This window comes from Grimontia sp. NTOU-MAR1 (genome assembly GCF_035758505.1).
GTDB lineage: Bacteria > Pseudomonadota > Gammaproteobacteria > Enterobacterales > Vibrionaceae > Enterovibrio > Enterovibrio marinus.
Genome location: NZ_CP142109.1, coordinates 1,427,210 through 1,450,413 on the forward strand (window position 1 = coordinate 1,427,210; position 23,204 = coordinate 1,450,413).

Consider the following 23,204-nt stretch of genomic DNA (forward strand, 5'->3'; position numbering starts at 1 on the left):
TCTCATTACCAGAACAGATCCGATGAGTTTTGAAAGAAAAACATCATAAAAAAAGCCGCAAACAGCGGCTTTATCATTGCTTTACACAGGGCTATCGATGACTTTCAAGAAACGTGCTCAGTGCATCGGTAACAAAATCTGCCTGTTCAAGGTTACTAATATGACCCGCATTTGGAATCACAATATACTGACTGCCATCAATCGCATCATGCATCAGCATGGATTCAAGCGGTGGACGAGGTTTGTCTTCCGCGCCAGCCATAATTAACGTGGGTAGCGTCAGCTTCTCTGCATCGTCAAAGGTGTCGCGGCGATCAAAAACCATGCGACCTACCCTGACAACATTTTTTGCTTCTTCACCTTTCAGATTCGCCAGCTTTTCTCTGAATGCAGAAACCAGTTCCGGGTTGTCCGTTTCAGCGTTATTAGCGAAGAATAAAGGTGTGATTGCATCAATCATTGGTGGCGGAATGAAGCCCATCTGCTCGATAGTGTCGAACATGCCAAAGTATTTCGCTTTCGCGACTTCAGGCTCAAAGCCAATGAAAGTGTCCATCAATACCAAGGCATTCACACGTGTTGGTGCTTTTAACGCTAGCTCTGCACCCCACATTCCCCCAACTGATAGACCAACCAACGCAAACTTGTCGATATCAAGTTGATCCATCAATGTCAAAATGTCATCAGCATAGTGAATCAGCGAAGTGGTACTTTCCGGCGCTGCATCCGACTGACCATGAGCCCAAAGATCAGGAACAATACAGCGATAATTTTGGCTTAACGCATCAATCTGTGGGCGCCACATTTCGCTGTCCCACAAATAACTGTGGCCAAACAGTACAACTGGACCTTCACCAACATCCAAGTACGACATATTTTTGCCGTTTATCTGAATCGAATTCATTTAATTTCCCTGTGTTTATACTGTTACTTAACTATCCAAACATCCCGTTAAAACAGAATCCATGACATCTGGATATACGAAATTTAATAGACCGAGAATATAGAAAAAAAGCGCCAATGAAAGGCGCTTTTTTGAAGCAGAATCTGATTATTCTTCCGCAGGCTTTTTCTTCTTAACAGCAAACACTTGTTCACCAACAGCCACACCTTGGTAGAAACTCTTGTTACGCTTCTTAGGTGCTGTTGCTTTCTTCTCTGAAGGCTTGCCAGTTTTCTTCTTGTGCTGTGGCTTCTTACTAAAGGTTTTCTTTTTCTTCGGAGCCAGACCTTTAAACTTGCCTTCGAGGCCTTCGAAAGTCACGAAGCTCATGCGCTTATCAAGGAAACCTTCAATGCTCTTGAAGCTGTTCCAGTCTTTAGGGCCTACAAAAGAAATCGCAATGCCTTTGTTACCTGCTCGACCGGTACGCCCGATACGGTGAACATATTCTTCAGCATGTTTTGGCATATCGAAGTTCACGACGTGAGATACGTTTGAGATATCCAGACCACGTGAGGCGACATCTGTCGTTACCATCACTTTGTGAAGACCACGCTCAAACTCATTCATGATGCGGTTACGTGCGCTTTGGCTCAGATCACCGCTCAGGGCAACGGCTTTAATGCCACGGTCAACGAACACTTTAGCCAAACGATCTGTATCCGCGCGAGTCGCGGTGAAGATCATCATCTGCTGATATTGCTCCTCTTCCATGACTCGGTCGAGCAGAGCTTGCTTGTGGTCGAGGTGATCACAAAGGAAAAGACGTTGTTCGATGTCTTTATGCTCTTCATTCACAAAACCAATAGAAACGCGCTTTGGTTCTTTCAGCATGTCTGCTGCAATCTCGTTAACTTGCTGGTGATCCAGAGTTGCAGAGAACATTAGCGTTTGACGGCGGCGATGGTTGGCAGCGTTATTGATCGCTTCCAGTTGCGGAGCAAAACCCAAGTCCAACATGCGATCTGCTTCATCCAAGATGAGCAGTTCCAAACCTTCCAACGTCAGATGACGATGCTCGAGATGGTCCGCAAGGCGACCCGGAGTGGCAACGATAAATGCCGGGTCTTTGCGGAACTCTTTCGCTTGGTCGTTAAAGTTTTCGCCGCCAAGAATCAACATACCTTTGTATTGGGTGCCTGCCAGCAGTTTACGCAGTTCACCATAAACCTGTTTTGCCAGTTCACGAGTTGGCGCAAGTACCACGACACGTGGACCTGAACGGCTAAATGCTTTACCACGCATTACGCGCTGCAATGCAGGCAGAAGGAAAGCCAGGGTTTTACCTGATCCCGTTTTAGACGACGCCAGCAGATCTTTGCCTGCACAAACGACAGGAATGGCAGAAGCCTGCACATCAGTCGGGGTGCTGAAACCCCAAAGTTCCACCGTTTTTAGAAGGCGTTTGTCTAAACCCAGATCTTCAAATTGCAAGGTAATACTCCAGAATTATCATCTATACAGAGAGTTACTGAGCCCGTTTGGCTTTCCAACTCCAACAAAATTGGCGCGGATTCTACCATACTTCTGTAAATTGCCGCAGTTTTTATTGTGTTGGATCACATTTCTACACCCACTAATTAATCAATCTTCGGCCATGAACGGTATTGCAGTTAGCGTAGTCCACTGCACTTCAATGGAATTTGTCTATGAGCCAACCCAAACAACTCTTTGCCTGGAAACGATTCACTCTGGAAAAGAGCGAGCATACCCTTCCAAACGGCCTTGTTACCGACCACATCACCCTTGAGCATCCGGGTGCTGTGCTCATTCTTCCTATCGCAAATGATGGGAGATTAGTGATGATTCGCCAATACCGCCCTTCTATTCGAAGATGGATCTATGAATTTCCGGCTGGAACTCTCGAATCTGAGGAATCACCCAATGTTTGCGCAAAGCGTGAATTAGCAGAAGAAGCCCAATTACGGGCCGATGAATGGCACGCCATTGGTGAGTCTCTTCCCGCACCAGGCTTTTGCAATGAAACCCAATATCTGTTTGTTGCTAAACAGCTATCTCCCTGTGCGGCAGAGATGGATGACGATGAAGTGATTGAAGTGGTGCATTTTACCGTCGATGAAGTCAAACGACTGATTGCAGAAAATGAAATTCAGGACAGCAAAACTATTGTCGCGTTTTGTCGGGCGCAATTACTCGGGCTGATCACATAGAGCGCTCATTAACAGTGGCTTAACATTGACATCCGACCAGTTGAAAATTAGGGTGATTGCATCTTTCCTCTTCAAGGATGAAGCATGAAACAGTCTCTCGCCCACGCCAACCGCATGCTTAAGCTGTTCGGCTTCTTCAAAGTTCCTCTGATTTGGTACTGCCGCCCCAAGATCTTGGTGTTGAACGAAGAACAAGTTCAAATCCGTATTCCGCTCAAGCGCAAAACCAAGAATCATCTCAACAGCATGTATTTTGGCACGCTAGCAGTTGGCGCTGACGTTGCCGGTGGTTTTATGGCGATGAGCAAGGCCGAGTCCCGTGGGAAGAAAATATCGTTGGCATTCAAAGCAGTGAACGGCGAATTCCTGAAGCGCCCCGAAGCGGACGTTATTTTTACCTGCAACGACGGTCAGTTAATCGACGAAATGCTGGACCACACCATGCAAACCGGCGAGCGCGTTAACCAGCCTGTTCGCATCACCGCAACATGCCCGTCTTTGCACGGTCATGAACCCATGGCAGTGTTTGATCTAACCCTTTCGGTAAAAGCAGTAGGATGATCGATTAAGCATCCATTTGCACAAAAGGACGTTCTGTCTATCTTCCATCACAATTCTTTTACGTTTCCTAAGGGAAGATTTCCCTTTTTCTCTTTTTACTCGTTAGACTTAAGCGGTGTTAGTAGATATCGGAAGATGCGTTTTGAATAAAAAGCTAGTCCACTTTTTTCAGCTCGATACAGCGCCCGGTATCATCCTGATTGCCTCAGCATTTTTGGCATTGATCATTGCAAATTCTCCTCTGGCACCTTTTTATCTCGCCTTTCTCGATACCCCAATACATTTTAAAGTTGGCTCTTTAGATATAGAGAAGAACGTCCTCCTGTGGATTAACGATGGGTTGATGGCCATTTTTTTTCTTCTAATAGGGCTGGAGGTGAAGCGCGAATTGATTCAAGGCGCGCTGAGAACACGCTCACGAGCAATGTTTCCCGTTGTCGCGGCCATTGGCGGCATGGTGATACCCATCTTGTTTTTTGCTGTTTTTAACTATAACGATCCGCAAGCGATGCAAGGATGGGCAATTCCAGCTGCGACTGACATAGCCTTCACTCTCGGAGTGTTGGCATTATTCGGTAAGCAATCGCCTGTCAGCTTAAAGGTATTTCTGCTGGCACTGGCGGTTATTGATGACCTAGGGGCGGTTATCATTATCGCCCTTTTCTTTAGCAGTGATTTGTCTGTCATTGCATTGTCAATTGCAGTGCTTGCCAGTGCGACACTTTTTTATATGAACGCGAAAGGTGTCGCCCGTTTAACCGGATATTTGCTGGTTGGAGCAGTATTATGGGTGGCGGTATTAAAATCCGGCGTGCATGCAACGGTTGCAGGTGTCATCCTAGGCTTTGCTATTCCACTTCGCATTAAGCATCATCGTATCCGTAGCCCGCTCCGCTATCTCGAGAACGGCATCCACCCCTGGAGTAGTTACTTGATATTACCCGCCTTTGCTTTTGCTAACTCTGGTGTGCCACTAGATAATTTCAGTATTACTCTTTTGCTGGAACCATTGCCTCTTGGCATTACCCTTGGCTTACTATTTGGCAAGCCCATCGGTATATCACTGGCCTGCTACATATCAATTAAAATGGGGATTGCAAGTTTACCTAAGGGACTGCATTTTGCTCATATCATGGCAGCGTCGATTCTTTGTGGCATAGGCTTTACGATGTCGATATTCATCACGACATTGGCTTTCCCGGGTACAGACAATCACGCGTTGGTCGATTTGTCGCGTATTGCCATTTTCATCGGCTCATTCCTCGCTTCGGTGATCGGTTATCTAGCCTTGAAGCAAACTTTCGAACGCATTCCCCGCCATACGGCTGACGTTGAATAAACCACCAACCATCTATTTCTAATATAATCAAACTCTTAAAGCCTGCTAAAAGATCTTTTAGTAGGCTTTTTATTTGTTTTGCAATCATCAACCTCGAGTAGTCAAAGCTTAAAATTCTGCAACCCAGAATATTGTATTTCGTCATTGAAACATATTAGGTATTGACTTTCCCAGAGGCCGCTCTGGATATGGATTTGAGAAGGAAGTCTACCGACTTATCAACTGTTTTTGTGGATAAAATTTTCGTTATCCACAAGCAAAATTTATCTTTAACTTATTGTTTTTATAGAAAATCAATAACAACAAGTGTCATTAATAAAATTAAGCATTTTTTTTGAGTGTGATTCCTACCACTTTTTTCAAATGAAAAACAACTACGTTATGCAGGCATTTTTCCGGTAAAAATCAGGACTACGCAGAATGATATTTTATCTTGCAGAAGATCTTGTTTGGCAGGCTATATTCGTCTTTATCCAACTCTGACAGAATACCAACTGTCATCACATCTTGTCCTCCCACAATCGGAATCTCGACAACCTCACTGCAACAAGGGATACAAGTCGCTTCAATAGCACTGGGAGAATCTCGGACACTATCATCTCCGCCTATGGCAACGGTCATCGGTTTTATCAAGGAGGATTCAGGTATGTATTGCGGTGATTACCCAGTTGATTTTTTTTCGGTGAACTACCACACCCCTTACTCTACAGAGCTACATCTTCTTGCCCTTCATAAAGATTACCACTACCAAGGTATTGGCCTGCTCCTATTTCAAAAGATTTAAAAAGAGTTGCCAGCAAAGTTCGTGAAGGTGTTGTAAGTTAAAACATTAGGCGTTTCTGCTAATGATCCGAAATATGAAACAACAAGGTACTTTGCACTGCTTTGGGCTTCTACGCGTTTGAAGAAGTCGAAGATTTTTGGGGGAGAAAAAACACCTTGCCTTTTCATGGTTAAAGCGCTCTGGGTCATTCCTTTCATCAACTGTTAAAAGGCGCTGTATTCCCAGCGCCTTAATGATTGATTGCAAAACTATACGGTTGGAGCAGATGCACGCCATGCTTGGTTTTGACTATCAGCAATCGAACGGAAAAGTTCACGCAGCTCTTTTAATAGACCTTCTTGGAAGCCAATGTATTCGTCGGCTCTTTGTTTGTCTGCTTGAGCACGAGTTGCCAATACTTCATCCTCTTTGCTTCGAGCTTGAGCTTTCGTTTGCTCTACGCTTGACGCTGAGTTCCCCATTTGACCAATAGCTTGAAGTACAGCATTTCTTGCTTGATTAGACCCAGTCATCTTTTCAAACTTACGTCCAGTACTTGTTAAGGAGCTCGACGTATCAGCGATATTTTCTTTAGCGGCTGCATACGCTATTCTCACTTGCTTCCGTTGCTTCGCTGACATATTTCCGTTAGCCATTAGCTCTTCAGCTTGATCAAAGCCTGCTTTTTGGATCTTCAAAACCTTATTATGCGCAACCTCAGAACTAAGCTCTCTGCCTGTTCTAAAAGAACCAATCGCGCCAATAATTGCCGTTGCTCCCGCAAGAACACCTGATACAACAGCCATCGCGATCATCGCCTTGGCTGCACTATTTAACTCTTCCGCTTGGCTCTTGATACTCGCTACATTTGCCTCAACCGCAATTTCACGCTGCTGTACTTGCTGGTCACGAGTTAACTTGGATACTTCGTACAACAAGGCGATAAGAGACAGTGACTGAGAAATAGCCTCTGATGAGGACTTAGCCACATCTTTACCTTTCAATGCGTTTTCTGTTATTTGCATTAACAGATTTGTTGTAGAGGCCAACCCATCCAGCAATTTTGCTACCGCGCTGAATTGGTCTCCAATAGCAGGTGCTTTCGGACCATCTAATTGGTAGTGCTTCGTACTCGTTAGTGCACTCTCATTATGACCGCGGATTGCAGCAGCTTCGATTTTGGTCTCAGAGGTTTTCTCTGCATGGCTGGTTTGGTCAAGTTCACCCAATCCATTAAGAGTTGCATGTCCAGTATTGCCAATGTTTTCTAACATAATTATTCCTTAAACCGTTGCAGGGCGGTTCGTCAGCGTTTGCATTGTTTCGCCTTTAGCCTGAATCATTTGCATGATGACATTCATTAGCTCTTGGAAACCTTCCATCAACTTGGAAATTTCTTGCTTCAGTTTGTCGATCACGGCTTGGCTAAGCATCATCTTCGCTCTTAAATCCGTAATATCCGCTTGGATCTCGGTCGAATGCGCGTTGTTTGCGGTATGAACGCTATCTGTGGCCCCTTTACCTGCGTTAACAGTGATATCGACGGTCTCAGCACCATAACGGATCGCCTTTGCAGTCGTTGTTGTTGCTTTCGACCCCCAATCAGCAAATTTCGTGATATTAGCCGCTGTTTTTGTCGCGATATCAGTCACTTTCTGCGCAATTTGGCTTGTACTCTTAGCAGCCAACTTTGCAACACCCGCTGCGGCAGAACCACCAAATGTCACAACAGCACCAATGACGGCAGTCGCGATCTCTAACGCCATCAATACCGTATTGAGTGCATCAACGTTAACTCCAGCCTCTTTCATCGCATCCTGAACAGCAGGCTCTTGCAAAGTCATATTGATTGCGCCCATCACGCCGCCCGCGATCATCAATGCGCCAGCTACCGCACCAATCCCCGTCGCCACCATGATGGAGCCAACAACAATGGAAGCAACAGCGCTAACCCAACCGAAAATCTTAGAAGCTAAGCCCGACTTTTGTGCTTCTTTCGCCGCTGCTTCAGATTCTTTGATCTTCTCTTGGTTTTCTGCCATCTCAAGTTCATGTTTTGCTTTCGCTACTTTGACTTCCTGCATTTTAAGCTTGTTTTGAGCGCTATGGAGTTTGTCTGCGATAGCAGCCAGCTCAATCTCAAAATCGTCCACTGAGCCTGCGATTATTCTCACAGCTAGTGAACCAGTGCTGTCGGCAACAGCATGTAAGCCACCAGCAATCGAGTCTATAACTTTTTGTAGCTGTGCAATGGCCTTCAGAGTAAGGTCGTTCACCTTATCGCTGACGGCGGCATTCGGTGCATCAAGCAGAACTTTTACCTTACCTGTGTTCAATGCTTCAGCACCCCTGCCTGTTACGTTTTCTGAGGTTACAGACGAAGATGCATTAGCAGCTGCCTTAGTAACCTTGTCTAACATAGTTCGGTCAGAATCGGGCGTGTATACCTCACTCTGAATGCGGTCAAGTGCAACAGAACTCATACTCTAGTTACTCCTTTTTATTTCTCACCGCTTCTAACATGATGCCTGCTCGTTGATGCAAATCTGCATACTCGGGTTTTCCAACAGACATCTCCCTCGCGCTGTAAAACCCACTCTCAGCCTCTGTCAGTTGCTCAAGCTTGAGATGACATTCTGCAGAGTGATAAGGCGGGCGTGGATCATTAACGTCCACAAGCGCAGCGTAACTGTAAGCATCAATAGCCTGCAGGTACTCACCCATTTCCTGACGAGCCGCACCTAAACCAATAAAAAATCGCGCTTGATAATGATCAAGCATACTAAGCAGCTGAAATACCTTAGCGGCTTGTTCTACCTTGCCTGACTGGAAAAAGTTGTAACCAACCGCGTAAATGTGCTCGATGGTATCTGCTGATACATCATGCAGCATTTTGAGCGTCCCCCCTTCTTCCAAAAATGAAAGGAGTTCCTCTGCCTGCATTTGAGATGGGTCGGCTGGCGCATTTTGTTTAGTCATGGTTATTTATCCTTAGAGGGCTCGTAGGATTTCTTGTAAAATACTGTGGTACTTCTGCACAAACTTGTTCATCGCCTCAACGGTTACATTGTATTGAGAGCTCATATCGCTGAGCTCGGTCGTTTTGAGCTGAACTGTATCGTTTTTGACCTTGGACTGGTCGCTCACTGAAGTAGAGAAGCTGGCCAATTGATCGCCTTCAAAACTATCGGCCGATACTGATATGCCTTGTTTTGTCAGGAAGTCTTTGTGGTTTTCGAACTTATTGCTTGTTATATATGCATACTCAGGTGATGCTTTAAAAGATGCTTCGCTATCGTAGCCAAAGTCACTCGCCTGAAACCCCGTATTTCCAGGTTCATATTTTTCTTTTACACTTTGTTTTGAGTGTATCTTCGACTGTATGGCACCGAAAATTCTTAACTCCATCGTCAAGTTTTCCAGATCACCTTTCAGAATATTACGCTTTTCAAGACGGTCGACGCGACGCTCGTTTAGAGCAAACAAGACGCGTTCATCAAAGCGGTCACCGATACTAGATTCAATCACGGACAGTAGGTTAATAGCGGTCAATGCGTGCTCAGCATTCACTTCTTTACTGCTCACTTCCTCTGGTGTGATTTTCCCCAAACGATCATTGAGTTTTTCTAGGTTCTCCATCATTTTTTGATGACGTGCAATGAAATCCGTCCCGATGTCTTGTCCAGCGACTATTTTGTCGAAAAGGAGTCGGATATCTTGTGCAGTGTTTTGTTTAATCCGCTCAAGTTGCTCCGGTGTGGTTTGAGTTACCTGAACATCAAGCAAGCCGCTATAGAACGCATCAATCTGAGTGTTGATAAGCGCAATGGCTATATTGGAGAACAAGCTCGATAAGGTGATCGCAGCAGGATCTGACGTTATTCTCGCGATCTCGGCATCAAGGATGGTTTGCAGTTGGGCAACACCACCCGCACCGTAGGCATTTTCAAATTGTCCTTTTACTTGTGTCGCTAAGCTATTTAGCGTATCGGTAAGTTCCTGCTTAGACATGCCTGGCATCCAAATAATCTTGTTCGCCAAGGCCTGTGCATCATCGGTACTGATGGTGATCCCAATGCTAGTGAAAGAGGCAACAAGTTGAGCGGTAACAGCAGCTCTAAAGCTTTCTTCTGTTAAGAAGTAGTCTGAATTCTTAATCTCATTAAGGTTGACCGAACCAAGATTACCAAAGGCATTTCGCAAGAACGGAATAGCACTCTCGCGAACCTCACTGGCACTCATCTGCACTGCCAGTGCATTTACAAACGCGCTGATCTCTGCCGTTGCTGCTTTAAGGGCGCTGGTATCTAAAGCTTCAATTTTCAGCGCTTGGTTACTCTGGCTCCCTAAGCGGAAATCAGCGACAAAATCGGTCGGAAGCGAACTGTCGACCTTGTCTTTTAGCTGTGTGCTAAACCAAGATTGGAATTGATGTGCGAGCGTAGCACTAACGCCCATCTCCACATCTTTAGGCGCAATTTGACCATTCAACGCTTGGCGTTGCAGTGACCGCATCCAATGCGCAGTGCTCTCAGCGGCAGAAGTCCCTGTAAAGGCTTCTTGCTTTTTTAACAAGGTGTGTAATGAATCTACATAAAGATCCAAGCTTTCTTGTTCCGTACGCCCAACCACGACAGGTAATTGGCGAATCAGCGACTCTATTTGATTCGCGTCGATATTGGCATCGCTTAGAATGGGAGAAAGGGTCTTAACAAAACTCTGTTGGAATGCGATCTGAGAATCACGATTGGCTGTTGTATTGAGAACTCCGGTGATGGAGTTCATGATTGTCATATCCGTCATGTGAAAACCTTTAGATCACCATGCCACGCATCATTGTCGGCCGCTTGCGCCTAGTGCCTTTGCTGCTCGTGGCTTGTGGTTGTTGTTGTCTGCGGCGTTGTACTTCTTCAAGCAGCTCATGTTCTGCTTGTTTCATCAATTGAGGCGAAGCATTTAACCCATCGAGCAGAATATTGCCTGCTACTGGACCGACGCCTAATCCTTCGAGTAGTTCATTGAATACATCAGTCCTGTCTTCTGCATTGCGAATAGCAAGTTCCGAATTTTCAATGGTTTCAGTAAAGGGTTGCTTCATCTTGGCTCCTATCTTAAAGCGAAGCATTTCTGGGATGCTGTCAGTAACAGTCGAGAGTTTTTACTTTTTTCTCTTTTTTAACGGGCGGTAATCACTAAGGCATAAGAAGTACCAATCATCTTGTTCATCATGGCTCGCGCCGCAGGCTCGTAAATAGAATTGTGCTAACCGCTGGTTGCTCATGTTGCTGCCTCGCAATACGTCAACGTTGCCACGAATAGCCCAGTCGAGCGGGTACAAACAGATAGCATGTTCTGCAAGCGTAAACAGTGCGGAGAAAGGGTTACTCAGACCTCGGTTTGGACTGATTCTTCGAAGCAGTACGATGATGATTTCGCCCTCTTCGACACGGAAGACAAGCTCCATACCATCACATTCATAAAGATGGCCAAGTAAGATGGTACTTTTCTGCCAGAAGTAGGGCTTCACTTGGATACCTGACGCCTCTAGAGACTGGGTGAGAAGGCATTCCATCACATACCTACCCTACCAAGCGGTTGAATATTGATTTGTTGCGTTAACTCTTGGAATGACAACACTGGCAGTTCGTAGTATTCAGATTCAATCAGTTTGCGTACGTAACGGCGCACGTCCATCGACACCACCAACACTGGTTTATTTGGCATGCGGCTCAAATCACCAATGGTTTGCTTAACGTCGCTCACAAATTGCTGAGTCACAGAAGGGTCAAGCGCCAAGTAACTGCCCGCTGAAGTCTGACGAATGCCGTTACGGATCGTATCTTCCAAACTCTGATCCAACAGATAGGCTGGCAGCATGTTTTGACCGCTGGCGTACTTGTAACAGATATAGCGCTTCAAGCTTGAACGGATGTATTCCGTTAGCTGTACCACATCTTTCTCTTTCTGGCCCCACTCAACCATGGCTTCTAAGATCACGCGTAAATTGCGAATAGAAATATCTTCAGAAACCAAACGCTGTAGGATTTCCGTCATCTTTTGCAAAGGCACAATACGCTGCGCTTCTTTTACCAGTTCGGAATAGCTGCCTTCCATTTGCTCAAGCAGGTAGCGGGTCTCTTGAATACCAATAAAGTCTTGTGCGTACTCTTTCAGAACATGAGACAAGTGATAAGTCAGAATGCGATCGGGGGTCAGAAAGCCCACATGACTGTTTTGCAGCTTTTCGTAATGACTTTGATCGACCCAAATACTCGCAATGCCTGGCAGAAAGTCGTCATCTTTTTCGTAAGGTACGCCCAGTAAATCGATCTGTTCGTTACCTTCTGTCACCAGCAGTTTTTCGCTTTCAATTCGCCCGCGAGCAACCGGCACTTCTTGCAATTGAATCAAGTACTCGCCGTTACTCATTCCTTCGTTGAAGCGTAAGTGAATACCGGGAAACGGTACACCAAGATCGAGGTAAAGCGCGCGTCTGACGCGTGCAAGCTCATCGTTCAAAGCCACGGCTTCTAAACTCTCTTGTAAGCGAGAATCTAAGTCGATGAGCAGTGGTACTGTCATCGCAAACTCTTCTTGTTCGCCCAGCTTGCCTTTGCTGTTGCGAGATGTCGTCGGTTTATTAGACTTAGCGGCTGGCGAACCAGCACCTTGGGCAACGAAGCTAGGCAAATCAGAACTGTCGGATTCGCTTTGTTTTTTCTGTTGGTAGAACAAGAAGAAGCCACCACCGCCAACAACGGCCGCAAGAATCAGGAAGGTAACCTTCGGGAAGCCCGGGATAAGAGCAAACAAGATAAGCAGAACGCCACCAACCAACAAAGCTCTTGGCTGTGCGGTTACCTGACCACCAATATCTGAACCTAAGTCAGAAGAATCCTCGTTTGAAACACGGGTAACGATGATACCGGCCGTGATAGCGATAAACAGAGCAGGGATCTGCGAAACCAGACCATCACCGACGGTCAGGATTGCGAACAGCTCAAGTGCCTCAGAGGCAGACATACCCTTTTGAGTCACCCCGATGGTGACACCACCTAGAATGTTCACAACGATGATAATCAGGCCTGCGATTGAGTCGCCTTTCACGAACTTCATCGCACCATCCATCGAGCCATACATTTGGCTTTCTTTTTCGATCAATGAACGGCGGTGACGCGCCTCATGAACATCAATAACCCCAGCACGCATATCACCATCGATACTCATCTGCTTACCCGGCATCGCATCAAGGGAGAATCGAGCGCTGACTTCCGCGACCCTTTCGGAACCTTTGGTGATCACCATAAATTGAACAATGGTGATGATCAGGAAAACAACAATGCCCACTACCAGGTTACCGCCGACCACGAAGTTACCAAAGGTGTATACGATCTGACCTGCATCGCCTTGCAGCAGGATAAGTCGCGTTGTCGTAATAGAAAGCGATAAGCGAAACAACGTAGTGATCAAAAGCACGGCCGGAAATGCAGAGAATTCCAGAGGTGTGGTGATGTAGATAGCCAGCATCAATAAGACGACCGCGATACTCATGTTGGTACCGATCAGGACATCCACGAGTGCCGTAGGTAGGGGCAAGATCATCATAAAGACGATAGCCAATAGCATCACGGCAAGCATGATGTCTTTACGCTGCCCGACTTTATTTAGAGTATCGATCAACTTTTTCATTTTATTCAGAATTTAGAGATTGTAGATAACGTCGATGTGCGCGGCGGGCGCCTTCAACATCCTGTTGTTTCCAACGCGCTTGGCTTAGGCAAAACCACAAACCCGCTTTATTTGAATGTTCGGTTTCCAACAAGCTTTCACACAGCTCGATTGAACGTATGTATCGACCTGAATTCAGGCATGCCACTGCTAAGGTTTGGCGAGCTTCTTGATGCTGAGGTTCGATTTCCAGCAGTGCATCAAGCAAGGTAATCGCTTGTTCAGGCTTCTGATATTGAACTTGGAGTGCGGCGTGGATAAGCAACAGCTCTACGTCTTTCTTATGCAACATGGGGATTAAACCTGAATCAATAGGTTCAACGCCATGGTGAGATAACGTTGGTCCAATTGCGTACTTTGCAGTGTTTCCAACGCCTGAGTGAGCGCATGAGAACCATTTTTCTGCGCCAATTCCTGAAGTCGCTGCTGAGTAGTATCAAACTGTTGACGGTATTTGTCTGGGCGAAGTAGCTCCGAATGCGTCAACTTTGGCTTGGCCAGTGACATCAAGTACTGCTCAGAGGGGCGAAGCTCGTACAGTTTTTCTAGGTGAGCCGCAATGGCTTGACCATCAGGCAACAGCTGAAAACGCTGTGGGAAGTCGTTTTCAACTTGCTCAAGCGAAACGTGAGTAAAGCCTTCAATACCAACGTTTAACGTACTAATGCGACTCATGAACCCGCCACATCTTTATGTAAACGAACCAGTAGAGCGAACGCTTGCTCAATGGTTGGCAAGGTCACTTCATCCCCTTCGATTTGCGCAGAGAAGACCAGTGTCAGCTCATCCAGCAATCCGGTCTTAATGATGAATGGCCAACCTTGGCCTGCATGGCAAAAACTTAACGCCTTTTTAATCGGCTCGTTCGACTGGTGCCAAGGCAGCGGTTTCGCCAGCATGAGAAACAGACAGTCCTGGTGCTTCTCGATATGCAGAGTGCCGCTTTGTTCGAAGCTCAGTTGAACACGTCCTGCTGACGAGAAGTCGACCGCTTCAAGCCCCATTCCTCGGCAAAAATCATCCACTGACGCATCAACCCAATTCATCGTCCCACATTTCCTCTTCTTCAAAATCAATCGCTTCATCAAGCGCTTTTTGCACAGCTTGTATTAGGTTTTGTCGCTGTTCTTCGTCGTTAAATACAACAATTGGAATATGGCGAACCAGTTTGTGCAGTTCCCTAAAAAAGCTGATTTTTCGCTCAGTGGACGCCAACTCCATAGTATTCGCTAGGTTCCATATCTCGGCACTTCCCACCCAGCGCTGTTCAACCAAAGCAATGATGTCCGACATCAAATCAGCAACTTGATAAGCCATAGTTTGCCTGCTGAAGTTTGAACATCTGGTAGAGGTTGCTAACTTGGTCTTGAAGCGTATTCAACGTCTTAAGTTTTTGCATATCGGACATCAGAAGCTGAAGCTTAACGGAGTCAATATTGCTACCTTGAACGCTCAAATCTGCGCTCATGCCCTGCAACATAAAATCGACCGCCGTGGAGACCTCTTTTGCACCAAAACGCTCAACCACATCCTTGTATGCTGCTCCTAAACCTTGGTAGCTGTGGACCGTATCTCGATAGAAACCACGCAATTGGTGCAAGCTGCTAAAGTCTTGCTCTTGGCTGTATTCATCCGCAAAGCTTGAAACACGAATCTCAGTATCAATCTGAGCCCAAGAGTCCGGATTCTGCTCAAAGATCAGAATGGCCTGGTCTATAAGCGCCAATAGGTTCTTACTTTCTGGATTGGCACCGAGGAACTTTTTCACTGCTTGTAACGCGAGGTACTGATGACTCTTCTCCTCAGAGAATCCGTTGAGATACGCCTGTAGCTGAGTAATCGTTGATAAGTTGCCGTTTGCCATTTTGGTAGCAAGGTCTTTGATCTTTTGGTTCTTCTCAAGATCAGGCACTTTTCTTAGGTAATCAGAAACCAGCTCATGCGCTTCATTCACGCGAATGCCGCCATCTTTCACTTTGCGTTTTGTAAGATCTTTTTCTGCTTTTTCTGAACCTAACGCCGTCAGCTCTTCCATCGCATCAAACAGTGACTGAGTTGCATTGTGTACGCGGACACTTTCACCTCGATAATGACCATTCAATGAGGCTTCCGTGCGTGAAGACTCAAGATTACTTCGAATTGGCGCGTCAAATTTGTTGCCCGTTAAAATTTGGCCATTGACAGTGCTCATTGATTTGCACTCCTTTCGTACGATGTGGGCGAATTATAGGAATTGCATTTTTAATCGGCTGTCAAAATCAGACGTGTTTTTTTAGGACGTTTTAAGTTTTCTAAAAACTCCCGACCAATAGTCACTATAAACACGGCGCCATCCTCTCTACTCTCCCAGCATCAGTTATTGCGCATGTTTTATTAAATTGAACGACTTCTCATACATCACCGAAGCTCAACAGTCAGCAATCAAGCAAACGCGTTTGATCCAAATCCGCGGTCGCGTGACGCAGGTTACTGGCACCATCATCAAAGCAGTCGTGCCCGGCGTTCGTGTCGGAGAGCTTTGTGAGCTACGTAATCCCGATCAAACCTTGTCGCTGCTTGCAGAAGTGGTCGGTTTTCAACAACACCATGCGTTACTTACCCCGCTTGGCAACATGTTTGGTATTTCCTCCAATACCGAGGTAAGCCCGCTTGGAAAAATGCACGAAGTCGGCGTTGGCGATCACCTGTTAGGGAAAATTCTCGATGGCCTGGGCCGCCCATTTGATGGTTCTCAAAGCTCCGAACCGAGCGCTTGGTATCCGGTTTATCGCGATGCGCCACCACCAATGCAGAGAAAGCTGATTGAAAAGCCGATTTCTATGGGCGTGCGTTCAATCGACGGGTTGCTGACCTGCGGTGAAGGACAAAGGATGGGTATTTTTGCTGCAGCTGGCGGAGGTAAAAGTACCCTGCTCGCCAAGCTTATTCGCTCTGCCGATGTCGATGTAACCGTGCTTGCCCTCATCGGTGAAAGGGGCCGTGAAGTAAGAGAATTTATCGAGCACGATCTTGGCGAGGAAGGCATGGCAAGGTCAGTACTTGTTGTCGCAACCTCAGACCGACCCGCAATGGAACGTGCCAAAGCGGCGTCCGTCGCGACCTCCATCGCAGAGTACTTCCGCGACCAAGGTAAGCGTGTCCTGCTGCTGATGGATTCGGTGACACGTTTTGCCCGAGCTCAGCGTGAAATCGGCTTGGCAGCTGGCGAGCCACCAACACGACGAGGCTATCCGCCTTCTGTTTTTGCCGCACTACCAAAACTGATGGAACGTGCAGGTCAATCAGACAAAGGCTCCATCACCGCGCTGTATACCGTGCTTGTGGAAGGTGACGATATGACTGAGCCAGTCGCCGATGAGACGCGTTCCATACTCGATGGCCACATCATTCTTTCTCGCAAACTGGCGGCGATGAACCACTATCCAGCCATTGATGTGCTTCGCTCAGCCAGCCGTGTGATGAACCAAATCGTTGATAAAACTCATCAAGCGTCCGCGGCTCACATGCGTGAAATGCTGGCCAAATATGAAGAAGTCGAGCTGCTGATCAAAATTGGTGAATACCAACAAGGCGCCGACAGTCGCGCGGATATGGCCATCGCACAGGGAGATGATATCCAAGCGTTCTTGCGCCAAGGCACGCACGAGCCAAGTGAACTCGAAGAGACCGTCACGCAGCTGCGTGGGCTTGCAGGCTTATGATCGAGCAATTGCTAGAGATAAAAAGAATTCGTGCCGACCGTGCCGATCGCGCGGTTCAGCAACAAGAATATCGAGTTAACAATGCACGCGCCTCACTCCGAAAGGCGGAACAGTCTGTCGTTGATTATCGTCAATGGCGCGAAGAGGAAGAAGAGCGGCGCTTTGCAAAAGCCAAACAGAAAACCGTCGTTCTAAAAGAACTTGAAATATTACGGCAAGAAATAGCGCTGTTAAGGGAAAGAGAAGCCGATTTAAAACAACGAGCCGCAGAAGAAAAAAAAGCATTGGAACAAGAGAACCAGCGACTCAAGGAAAGAAAGCAAGAAGCTCTGGCCGCCCATAAAACCAAAGAAAAATTCATTCAATTAAACGAACAGGAAGTCGCTGAGCAAGCACGCCAAGTGCAGTATCAAGAAGAGCTCGAACAAGAAGAGTTCCGCAACGTTGTTGTTTCATAGAAGGTAAAGATGCGAGTCAAAAACGATCATCCAAACACAACTGAACGTCCGCAACAGGTTCAACAGAAGCCTGTCAACCAAGTCTCAGAAGACCTTGACTCTCGCTTTAATAATGCGCTTAAACCAAAGCAAGCAGAAAGCGAACACGAGTCAGAAACGCTTATTGCCAGTTTACCTCACGTTTTGAAGGATCAGGTATTACCTATTCAGCGTCAGCAGACCAAGCCATCAACCGTGCAGAGTTTGCTGCAAGGCCAACTGCATAAGTTAGATGCAGCAGCTCATAAACTCGACCCCGCGGCAAAAGACGCTTCGGCTATTGTGAACTCGAAAGTTGTCGACTCGAAAACCACATTGTCCGCTCTTGAAAAGAAGGTTAAGCCTGCGGAACACATCGAACTGCGTCATCCAAGTTCAGAGTCGGACGCTAGGCTTCACCCGACGGCTAACCTAAGCCAATCGATAGCGCAAGGCGACATCATCTTGAAAAACGTAGAGTCACACGCGCCCCAGAACAGAGCTCAAGACGTAAACGAATTGATTAATAAGTTAGTCGAGAAGATCTACGTGTCTCTTCCTTCAGCAAACGAGAAAGAAGTTCGCCTGCTTCTGAATGAAGGCCAATTAAAAGGGGGCGAGATCTCTATCAAGCAGGACAGTTCTGGCTACAGCGTGCTGATTAAGCAAGAGCACGCTCTTTCGCTGATCAACCAAACTGCTAAACAGGAGCTGACCGAGCGTCTGCAACGTTTAGGCATCGACCAACCGATTCGAATCGCTGTCAGCGAACAGATGAACCAACAACAAGACCAACAACGCTCGCGACAACAACGCAACATTTACGATGAATGGAAGCCTGAGGACGAATGAAGATATTAGATTTCCCAAAGGTCGAGCCTTCAAGCATCGCGCTGAGCAATCAACTGTGTGCAAAACAGTGTCACTTTCAAGATAGCCAAAGCAATAGCTTATCGATCACGCTTGGCCAAAAGCCGGAATTTTCTGGCTATCGTTTAGCGCTACTCATTGGTGGGCAAACCATTCAAATTGATTTCAGTGGCGCGCAATTACAGCAATGGTTGCACGGTATTCTTGACTCGACGGCATTTGAGTCACTGCCAAACTCTTTGCAATTGGCGTTACTCAGTAGCCAAATTGAGCCCTACACCGACATGATTAAGCGATTATTTGGACAACTTCCGGTATTGAGCAAGCTGCAAGTTCATGATCAGCCTATATCAGAAGAAAACGTGTTGATGCTCACCATCAATCGCGATGATGTCTCTCTTAGCCTGTGGGTCCATGAAGGTCGAGATGTGCTGATTGACACTCTGCCACAAGCGCCCTCTTACCTGAGCCAAAACATCGCACTGCCTTTCTGGTTGAGCTTTGGCAAAACACGTTTGGCGCTCAGTCAATTTGAGCAACTGGAACTGGGCGATGTGGTGTTTTTCGATGATTGCTACATCGCGCAACACCAAGTGCTGCTTCAGGTCTCCAATCACAACCTTTGGCGATGCCAACTCGACAATACGACACTCCATATCCAAGAAAAAGAAACCAATATGAACGATATCAACAGCTCTGAAGCACTGACCGACCACCAGCAATTGCCAATTGAACTGACTTTCGATGTTGGTCAGCAAACCATTACTTTAGAACAGCTTAACGCGCTGCAACCGGGTTTTACCTTTGAGCTTAACCAGCCAATTTCTAACCCAGTCACCATGCGAGCAAACGGCAAAATCATTGGTGAATGCGAACTAGTGAACATTAATGAACGCTTGGGTGTCCGCGTTCTCGAACTGTTTGGCGGCAGTCAGGAGCCAGCATGATCCAGTTACCTGATGAACTGAACCTCATTGTTACACTTGCCCTTCTTGCTTTGATTCCTTTCATTGCAATGATGGCGACCTCCTTCGTTAAACTGGCCGTGGTTTTCTCTCTGCTAAGAAACGCATTAGGTGTACAACAGATTCCACCCAATATGGCCTTGTACGGATTGGCGATCATTCTGTCGATCTTCATCATGGCACCGGTGGGATTTGAAACCTATGACTACGTTACCCAGCACGAAATCTCACTTGAAGATTCAGAGAGCATCGAAGGTTTAATCGAGAGTGGATTGCAACCGTACCGTGAGTTTTTAAAAAAGCACATCCGTGAAACTGAATCGGTCTTTTTTACCGATGCAGCGAGAACCTTGTGGCCACAAAAGTACGTCGACCGTTTAGAGTCAGACAGCTTATTGTTGTTGCTCCCCGCCTTTACCGTGAGTGAGCTAACTCGAGCGTTTGAGATTGGCTTCTTACTATATCTGCCTTTCATCGCTATCGATCTGATCGTATCAAACATCTTGCTGGCAATGGGCATGATGATGGTCTCACCAATGACCATCTCACTGCCATTCAAGCTGCTACTCTTTGTTTTACTGGACGGTTGGACCAAGCTGACTCACGGCTTAGTGCTCAGTTACGGATAATCAGGTGAGAAGCATGAATCCGGCTGAAATCATCCACTTTACCACTCAGGCTCTAACACTTGTTCTGTTCTTGTCGCTGCCGCCGATTTTGGTTGCGGCACTTGTCGGTACCTTGGTCTCTCTCGTCCAAGCGCTAACACAAGTACAAGAACAGACGTTAGGCTTTGTCGTCAAACTGATCGCCGTCATCATTACCCTCTTTGTTACCACGCAATGGCTGGGTGCCGAGCTACATTCCTTTGCCACGTTGACCTTGGATAAAATCCCGCAAATACGATGAGTTACGATGATTTGCACCAAGCCCTGTTCCTATACAGCTTGACGCTCCCCAGGTTAATGGCTTGCTTTATATTTTTGCCGATCTTAAACAAGCAAATACTGGGTGGCACCTTGGTGAGAAATGGTGTTTTGTGCTCGCTTGCGCTGTTTATCTTCCCAATGATCAACCAACAAGACCTGCCCGCAGACACGGATGGGATTTGGTTGATGGTCATCCTAGGCAAAGAGGTGTTATTGGGTATGCTGATTGGCTTTGTTGCGGCAATCCCTTTTTGGGCTATTGAGGCAACAGGCTTTCTGGTGGATAACCAACGTGGCGCTGCGATGGCAAGTATGTTCAACCCCACTCTCGGCTCTCAATCAACGCCAACGGCTGTGCTATTGACTCAAACCCTAATCACCTTGTTCTTCTCTGGCGGTGGCTTTATCGCCTTTATTTATGCGCTGTATAACAGCTATTCGTCGTGGCCTGTTATCAGATTTTCCCCAACCGTCACTGAGGAATGGGTACACTTTTTCTACGCGCAGTTCGAGCAACTTATGTGGCTTGGCGTTTTGATGTCCGCGCCTTTGGTTTTAGCCATGTTCCTTGCCGAGTTTGGACTCGCGCTGGTTAGCAGATTCGCCCCACAACTGAACGTTTTCTCTTTAGCCATGCCGATCAAAAGTGCCATTGCTAGCGTGCTATTGATTGTTTATGTGGCATTGATGATGAATCACTTTCAAGCCCTTTTCTCTGAAATCGTGCTGTTCAAAAAACAGCTCAATACCATTTGGTAATAACAGACAGGAAGAGCAATGAGCGGAGAAAAAACCGAACTCCCCACCCCGAAGAAACTTCGGGATGCCCGGCAAAAAGGGCAAGTCGCCAAAAGTCAGGAAATCGTCTCATCGGCGTTAATCCTAGCCTTGATTGCCGTCTTGTTTGCTTTTGCTGACTACTATATGTCGCACATCTCCGCCCTTCTTTTACTGCCGAGTGAGTTGGCTTATCAGGGGTTTCAGGATGCGTTGATTGACGTTGCTATCGCCATCGCCAAAGAAATGGTTTACCTACTGGCACCGATTCTCGTCGTAGCAGCCTTAATTGCCATCATGTCGAACATGGGGCAATTCGGCTTGCTGTTTAGTGGTGAATCCGTCAAACCAGATATCAAAAAGATCAACCCTGTCGAAGGGGCGAAAAGAATTTTCTCGCTAAAGAGCATCATTGAGTTTATTAAATCGATTCTTAAAGTTTCGCTCCTTTCCTGCATTATTTGGGTCACGCTGCGAGGTAACTTAAACACACTACTGCAAATCCCAACGTGTGGATTAGAGTGTGTGCCGACCATCACCGGCGTATTGGTTAAACAACTCATGATGATCTCTTCCGTTGGATTTATTGTGATTGCAGCCGCCGACTACGCATACCAAAAGTTCGACCACACCAAGCAACTGAAAATGACTAAAGACGAAGTCAAACGCGAATATAAAGAGATGGAAGGCAGCCCTGAAATCAAGAGTAAACGTCGTCAGTTGCACCAAGAGCTACAAGCTTCGAACCAAAGAGATAACGTTAAACGTTCGAATGTTTTAGTCACGAACCCAACCCACATCGCGATTGGTTTGTACTATAAAAAGGGCGAAACGCCGCTGCCTGTGATTACCTTTAAAGAAACCGATGCGATGGCAAAACGTATGATCGCGATAGCCCATGAAGAAGGCATTCCTGTGATGCAAAAGGTACCGCTCGCACGTGCCCTTTTTGCCGATGGTCAGCTAAACCAATACATACCTGGCGATCTTATTGAAGCCACTGCCGAGATCCTGCGTTGGGTTGCTTCTCTTGAGCAGTCTGAGGAATCGCAAGTATAACGCTCTCCTAATCATGGCAGATAATGCGGTTCAATATTAGGTCATGGCCTCGTTCAGTAAATTTATTGCGAGAGAGAATCTTATCGCTCACATTGATTCGTTCGATAAACGATTTCTAGATGCCAGCTAGAGAGAATCAACCGCGGTTATTCTGGCGAATTCGCGTGACCGTTTTTAGTAGCAAGACGCCTTATTCAAGATATACCCTCACACAAACTTGGTGAGTTGCTTCGCAATCGAAATATTGAAAACGACGGCATATCCCACCGTGCGTTAGCTGATGCATAGGTAACGACAAAGTTGTGGGTGCTAATGGTAGAAGATCTTGAGCAATACGGTATTACCACGCCAAGTCCTTAATTTATGAAGGAAATTATTATCACAGCAAAAGGAAAAGTGGCTCAGTTGCTTGCTAGCAATTGCGCTTAAACCACAAGCAGGTAACGCACAATAATACGGTCGTCACCTGCTCGTGTAATTTCGGTCAAAGTGTTTATACAGCAATCATATTAGGCGGCATGCCTGATGGCTGAGTGTTTTCTGGATTTGGTTCCACATCAGAAATTGCAGCCTTTTTTTCGATCATGTCCTGAATAAAGTGTTCAGTCCACGATTCTAACGCAGCTACGTTAAGCATCGAAATCGGCTGTTGAGACCATAAAACTGCTCGATTTTCTCTATGCGACACGATATGAGCAGGCCAGTATTCCCCATACATATTGTTCTTTGCTAGTTGTTCCGATACTGAGCTTATCTCACCAAGATCTGCATACAGTATTATCAACTCTTCATTCTGATGCGTGAACTGGATTTGATATTCTTGGTCGATCAGTAGGCTATAAATATCATCTTGAGCGAATGAACTCTCGATACCATTTTTTTCAAATAACTGTGTCACAAGATAATCGAATGTGGTTATCAT

General features: G+C 46.4%; 26 protein-coding genes and 2 pseudogenes. 12 read left to right on the forward strand and 16 right to left on the reverse strand.

Annotated elements, in window-relative coordinates:
* Positions 1–91: 91 nt before the first annotated feature.
* Positions 92–904 (reverse strand): alpha/beta fold hydrolase, encoded by an 813-nt coding sequence (locus VP504_RS24540; protein WP_325894637.1) that lies wholly within the window; start codon positions 902–904, stop codon positions 92–94.
* 147 nt (positions 905–1,051) lie between these two features.
* Positions 1,052–2,377: a DEAD/DEAH box helicase gene (locus VP504_RS24545; RefSeq protein WP_325894638.1), complete on the reverse strand. Its 1,326-nt coding sequence runs from the start codon at positions 2,375–2,377 to the stop codon at positions 1,052–1,054.
* A 215-nt stretch (positions 2,378–2,592) separates the two neighbouring features.
* Here VP504_RS24545 and VP504_RS24550 point away from each other — a divergent pair, with 215 nt between their 5' ends.
* The 3 genes from VP504_RS24550 (at position 2,593) to nhaA (ending at position 5,014) form a co-directional block, all read left to right on the forward strand.
* On the forward strand, positions 2,593–3,114 hold the full coding sequence (locus VP504_RS24550) for an NUDIX hydrolase (RefSeq protein WP_325894639.1): 522 nt from the start codon (positions 2,593–2,595) through the stop codon (positions 3,112–3,114).
* Positions 3,115–3,198: 84 nt separating this feature from the next.
* Positions 3,199–3,675 carry a PaaI family thioesterase gene (locus tag VP504_RS24555; RefSeq protein WP_325894640.1) on the forward strand — a complete coding sequence of 159 codons (477 nt, stop codon included), beginning with the start codon at positions 3,199–3,201 and terminating at the stop codon, positions 3,673–3,675.
* Positions 3,676–3,817: 142 nt separating this feature from the next.
* Positions 3,818–5,014 (forward strand): Na+/H+ antiporter NhaA, encoded by a 1,197-nt coding sequence (gene nhaA, locus VP504_RS24560; protein ID WP_325894641.1) that lies wholly within the window; start codon positions 3,818–3,820, stop codon positions 5,012–5,014.
* Positions 5,015–5,425: 411 nt separating this feature from the next.
* On the opposite strand, the gene VP504_RS24565 is transcribed toward nhaA, so the two are convergent.
* From VP504_RS24565 to sctW, 13 genes are all read right to left on the reverse strand, one after another.
* The gene (locus VP504_RS24565; RefSeq protein ID WP_325894642.1) at positions 5,426–5,635 is read right to left on the reverse strand and encodes a hypothetical protein; all 210 of its coding nucleotides are present in this window, start codon (positions 5,633–5,635) and stop codon (positions 5,426–5,428) included.
* A 411-nt stretch (positions 5,636–6,046) separates the two neighbouring features.
* Entirely contained in the window at positions 6,047–7,051 is a 1,005-nt protein-coding gene (gene vopD / locus VP504_RS24570; protein WP_325894643.1) for a type III secretion system translocon subunit VopD, read from the reverse strand.
* Positions 7,052–7,060: 9 nt separating this feature from the next.
* Positions 7,061–8,260, reverse strand: coding sequence for a type III secretion system translocon subunit SctE (gene sctE / locus VP504_RS24575; protein WP_325894644.1), 1,200 nt, complete (start codon positions 8,258–8,260; stop codon positions 7,061–7,063).
* A 7-nt stretch (positions 8,261–8,267) separates the two neighbouring features.
* On the reverse strand, positions 8,268–8,756 hold the full coding sequence (locus tag VP504_RS24580; protein ID WP_062714123.1) for a SycD/LcrH family type III secretion system chaperone: 489 nt from the start codon (positions 8,754–8,756) through the stop codon (positions 8,268–8,270).
* Between the two features lie 12 nt (positions 8,757–8,768).
* On the reverse strand, positions 8,769–10,580 hold the full coding sequence (locus VP504_RS24585) for a virulence-associated V antigen (RefSeq protein WP_325894645.1): 1,812 nt from the start codon (positions 10,578–10,580) through the stop codon (positions 8,769–8,771).
* A 10-nt stretch (positions 10,581–10,590) separates the two neighbouring features.
* On the reverse strand, positions 10,591–10,875 hold the full coding sequence (locus VP504_RS24590; RefSeq protein ID WP_325894646.1) for an LcrG family type III secretion system chaperone: 285 nt from the start codon (positions 10,873–10,875) through the stop codon (positions 10,591–10,593).
* 60 nt (positions 10,876–10,935) lie between these two features.
* Positions 10,936–11,349, reverse strand: a complete 414-nt coding sequence (locus tag VP504_RS24595) for an LcrR family type III secretion system chaperone (RefSeq protein WP_325894647.1) — start codon at positions 11,347–11,349, stop codon at positions 10,936–10,938.
* Positions 11,349–13,475: a SctV family type III secretion system export apparatus subunit VcrD gene (vcrD, locus tag VP504_RS24600; protein WP_325895437.1), complete on the reverse strand. Its 2,127-nt coding sequence runs from the start codon at positions 13,473–13,475 to the stop codon at positions 11,349–11,351. Before vcrD ends, VP504_RS24595 begins: the two co-directional genes overlap by 1 nt.
* Entirely contained in the window at positions 13,468–13,797 is a 330-nt protein-coding gene (gene vscY, locus VP504_RS24605; protein ID WP_062714134.1) for a type III secretion system chaperone VscY, read from the reverse strand. The genes vcrD and vscY overlap by 8 nt, the downstream gene beginning before the upstream one ends.
* Positions 13,798–13,802: 5 nt before the next feature.
* A complete protein-coding gene (gene vscX, locus VP504_RS24610) occupies positions 13,803–14,180 on the reverse strand; it encodes a type III secretion system protein VscX (protein ID WP_062714136.1) in 378 nt (125 codons plus the stop codon).
* A complete protein-coding gene (sycN, locus tag VP504_RS24615; RefSeq protein ID WP_325894648.1) occupies positions 14,177–14,551 on the reverse strand; it encodes a type III secretion chaperone SycN in 375 nt (124 codons plus the stop codon). The genes vscX and sycN overlap by 4 nt, the downstream gene beginning before the upstream one ends.
* Positions 14,538–14,822, reverse strand: a complete 285-nt coding sequence (locus VP504_RS24620; RefSeq protein WP_325894649.1) for a TyeA family type III secretion system gatekeeper subunit — start codon at positions 14,820–14,822, stop codon at positions 14,538–14,540. The genes sycN and VP504_RS24620 overlap by 14 nt, the downstream gene beginning before the upstream one ends.
* Positions 14,803–15,696 (reverse strand): type III secretion system gatekeeper subunit SctW, encoded by an 894-nt coding sequence (sctW, locus tag VP504_RS24625; RefSeq protein ID WP_325894650.1) that lies wholly within the window; start codon positions 15,694–15,696, stop codon positions 14,803–14,805. The genes VP504_RS24620 and sctW overlap by 20 nt, the downstream gene beginning before the upstream one ends.
* A gap of 187 nt (positions 15,697–15,883) precedes the next feature.
* Here sctW and vscN point away from each other — a divergent pair, with 187 nt between their 5' ends.
* The 9 genes and pseudogenes from vscN to VP504_RS24670 form a co-directional block, all read left to right on the forward strand.
* Positions 15,884–17,206 (forward strand): SctN family type III secretion system ATPase VscN, encoded by a 1,323-nt coding sequence (vscN, locus tag VP504_RS24630; RefSeq protein ID WP_325894651.1) that lies wholly within the window; start codon positions 15,884–15,886, stop codon positions 17,204–17,206.
* The gene (gene sctO / locus VP504_RS24635) at positions 17,203–17,664 is read left to right on the forward strand and encodes a type III secretion system stalk subunit SctO (RefSeq protein WP_062714144.1); all 462 of its coding nucleotides are present in this window, start codon (positions 17,203–17,205) and stop codon (positions 17,662–17,664) included. Before vscN ends, sctO begins: the two co-directional genes overlap by 4 nt.
* Positions 17,665–17,826: 162 nt before the next feature.
* Positions 17,827–18,534, forward strand: a pseudogene (locus VP504_RS24640) (type III secretion system needle length determinant); the annotation flags it as partial.
* A complete protein-coding gene (gene sctQ, locus VP504_RS24645) occupies positions 18,531–19,499 on the forward strand; it encodes a type III secretion system cytoplasmic ring protein SctQ (protein ID WP_062714146.1) in 969 nt (322 codons plus the stop codon). The pseudogene VP504_RS24640 and the gene sctQ, both read left to right, overlap by 4 nt.
* Positions 19,496–20,146 carry a SctR family type III secretion system export apparatus subunit VscR gene (gene vscR, locus VP504_RS24650; protein WP_005426130.1) on the forward strand — a complete coding sequence of 217 codons (651 nt, stop codon included), beginning with the start codon at positions 19,496–19,498 and terminating at the stop codon, positions 20,144–20,146. The genes sctQ and vscR overlap by 4 nt, the downstream gene beginning before the upstream one ends.
* 13 nt (positions 20,147–20,159) lie before the next feature.
* Positions 20,160–20,426 (forward strand): SctS family type III secretion system export apparatus subunit VscS, encoded by a 267-nt coding sequence (gene vscS, locus VP504_RS24655; RefSeq protein ID WP_005426136.1) that lies wholly within the window; start codon positions 20,160–20,162, stop codon positions 20,424–20,426.
* Positions 20,423–21,205, forward strand: coding sequence for a type III secretion system export apparatus subunit SctT (gene sctT, locus VP504_RS24660; RefSeq protein WP_325894653.1), 783 nt, complete (start codon positions 20,423–20,425; stop codon positions 21,203–21,205). The genes vscS and sctT overlap by 4 nt, the downstream gene beginning before the upstream one ends.
* An 18-nt stretch (positions 21,206–21,223) precedes the next feature.
* Complete coding sequence (sctU, locus tag VP504_RS24665) at positions 21,224–22,282, forward strand: type III secretion system export apparatus subunit SctU (protein ID WP_325894654.1); 1,059 nt, start codon at positions 21,224–21,226, stop codon at positions 22,280–22,282.
* Between the two features lie 40 nt (positions 22,283–22,322).
* Positions 22,323–22,711: pseudogene (locus tag VP504_RS24670) on the forward strand (3'-5' exonuclease); the annotation flags it as partial.
* 64 nt (positions 22,712–22,775) lie between these two features.
* Here the strand turns inward: VP504_RS24670 and VP504_RS24675 are convergent.
* Positions 22,776–23,204, reverse strand: coding sequence for a CesT family type III secretion system chaperone (locus VP504_RS24675; RefSeq protein ID WP_325894655.1), 429 nt, complete (start codon positions 23,202–23,204; stop codon positions 22,776–22,778).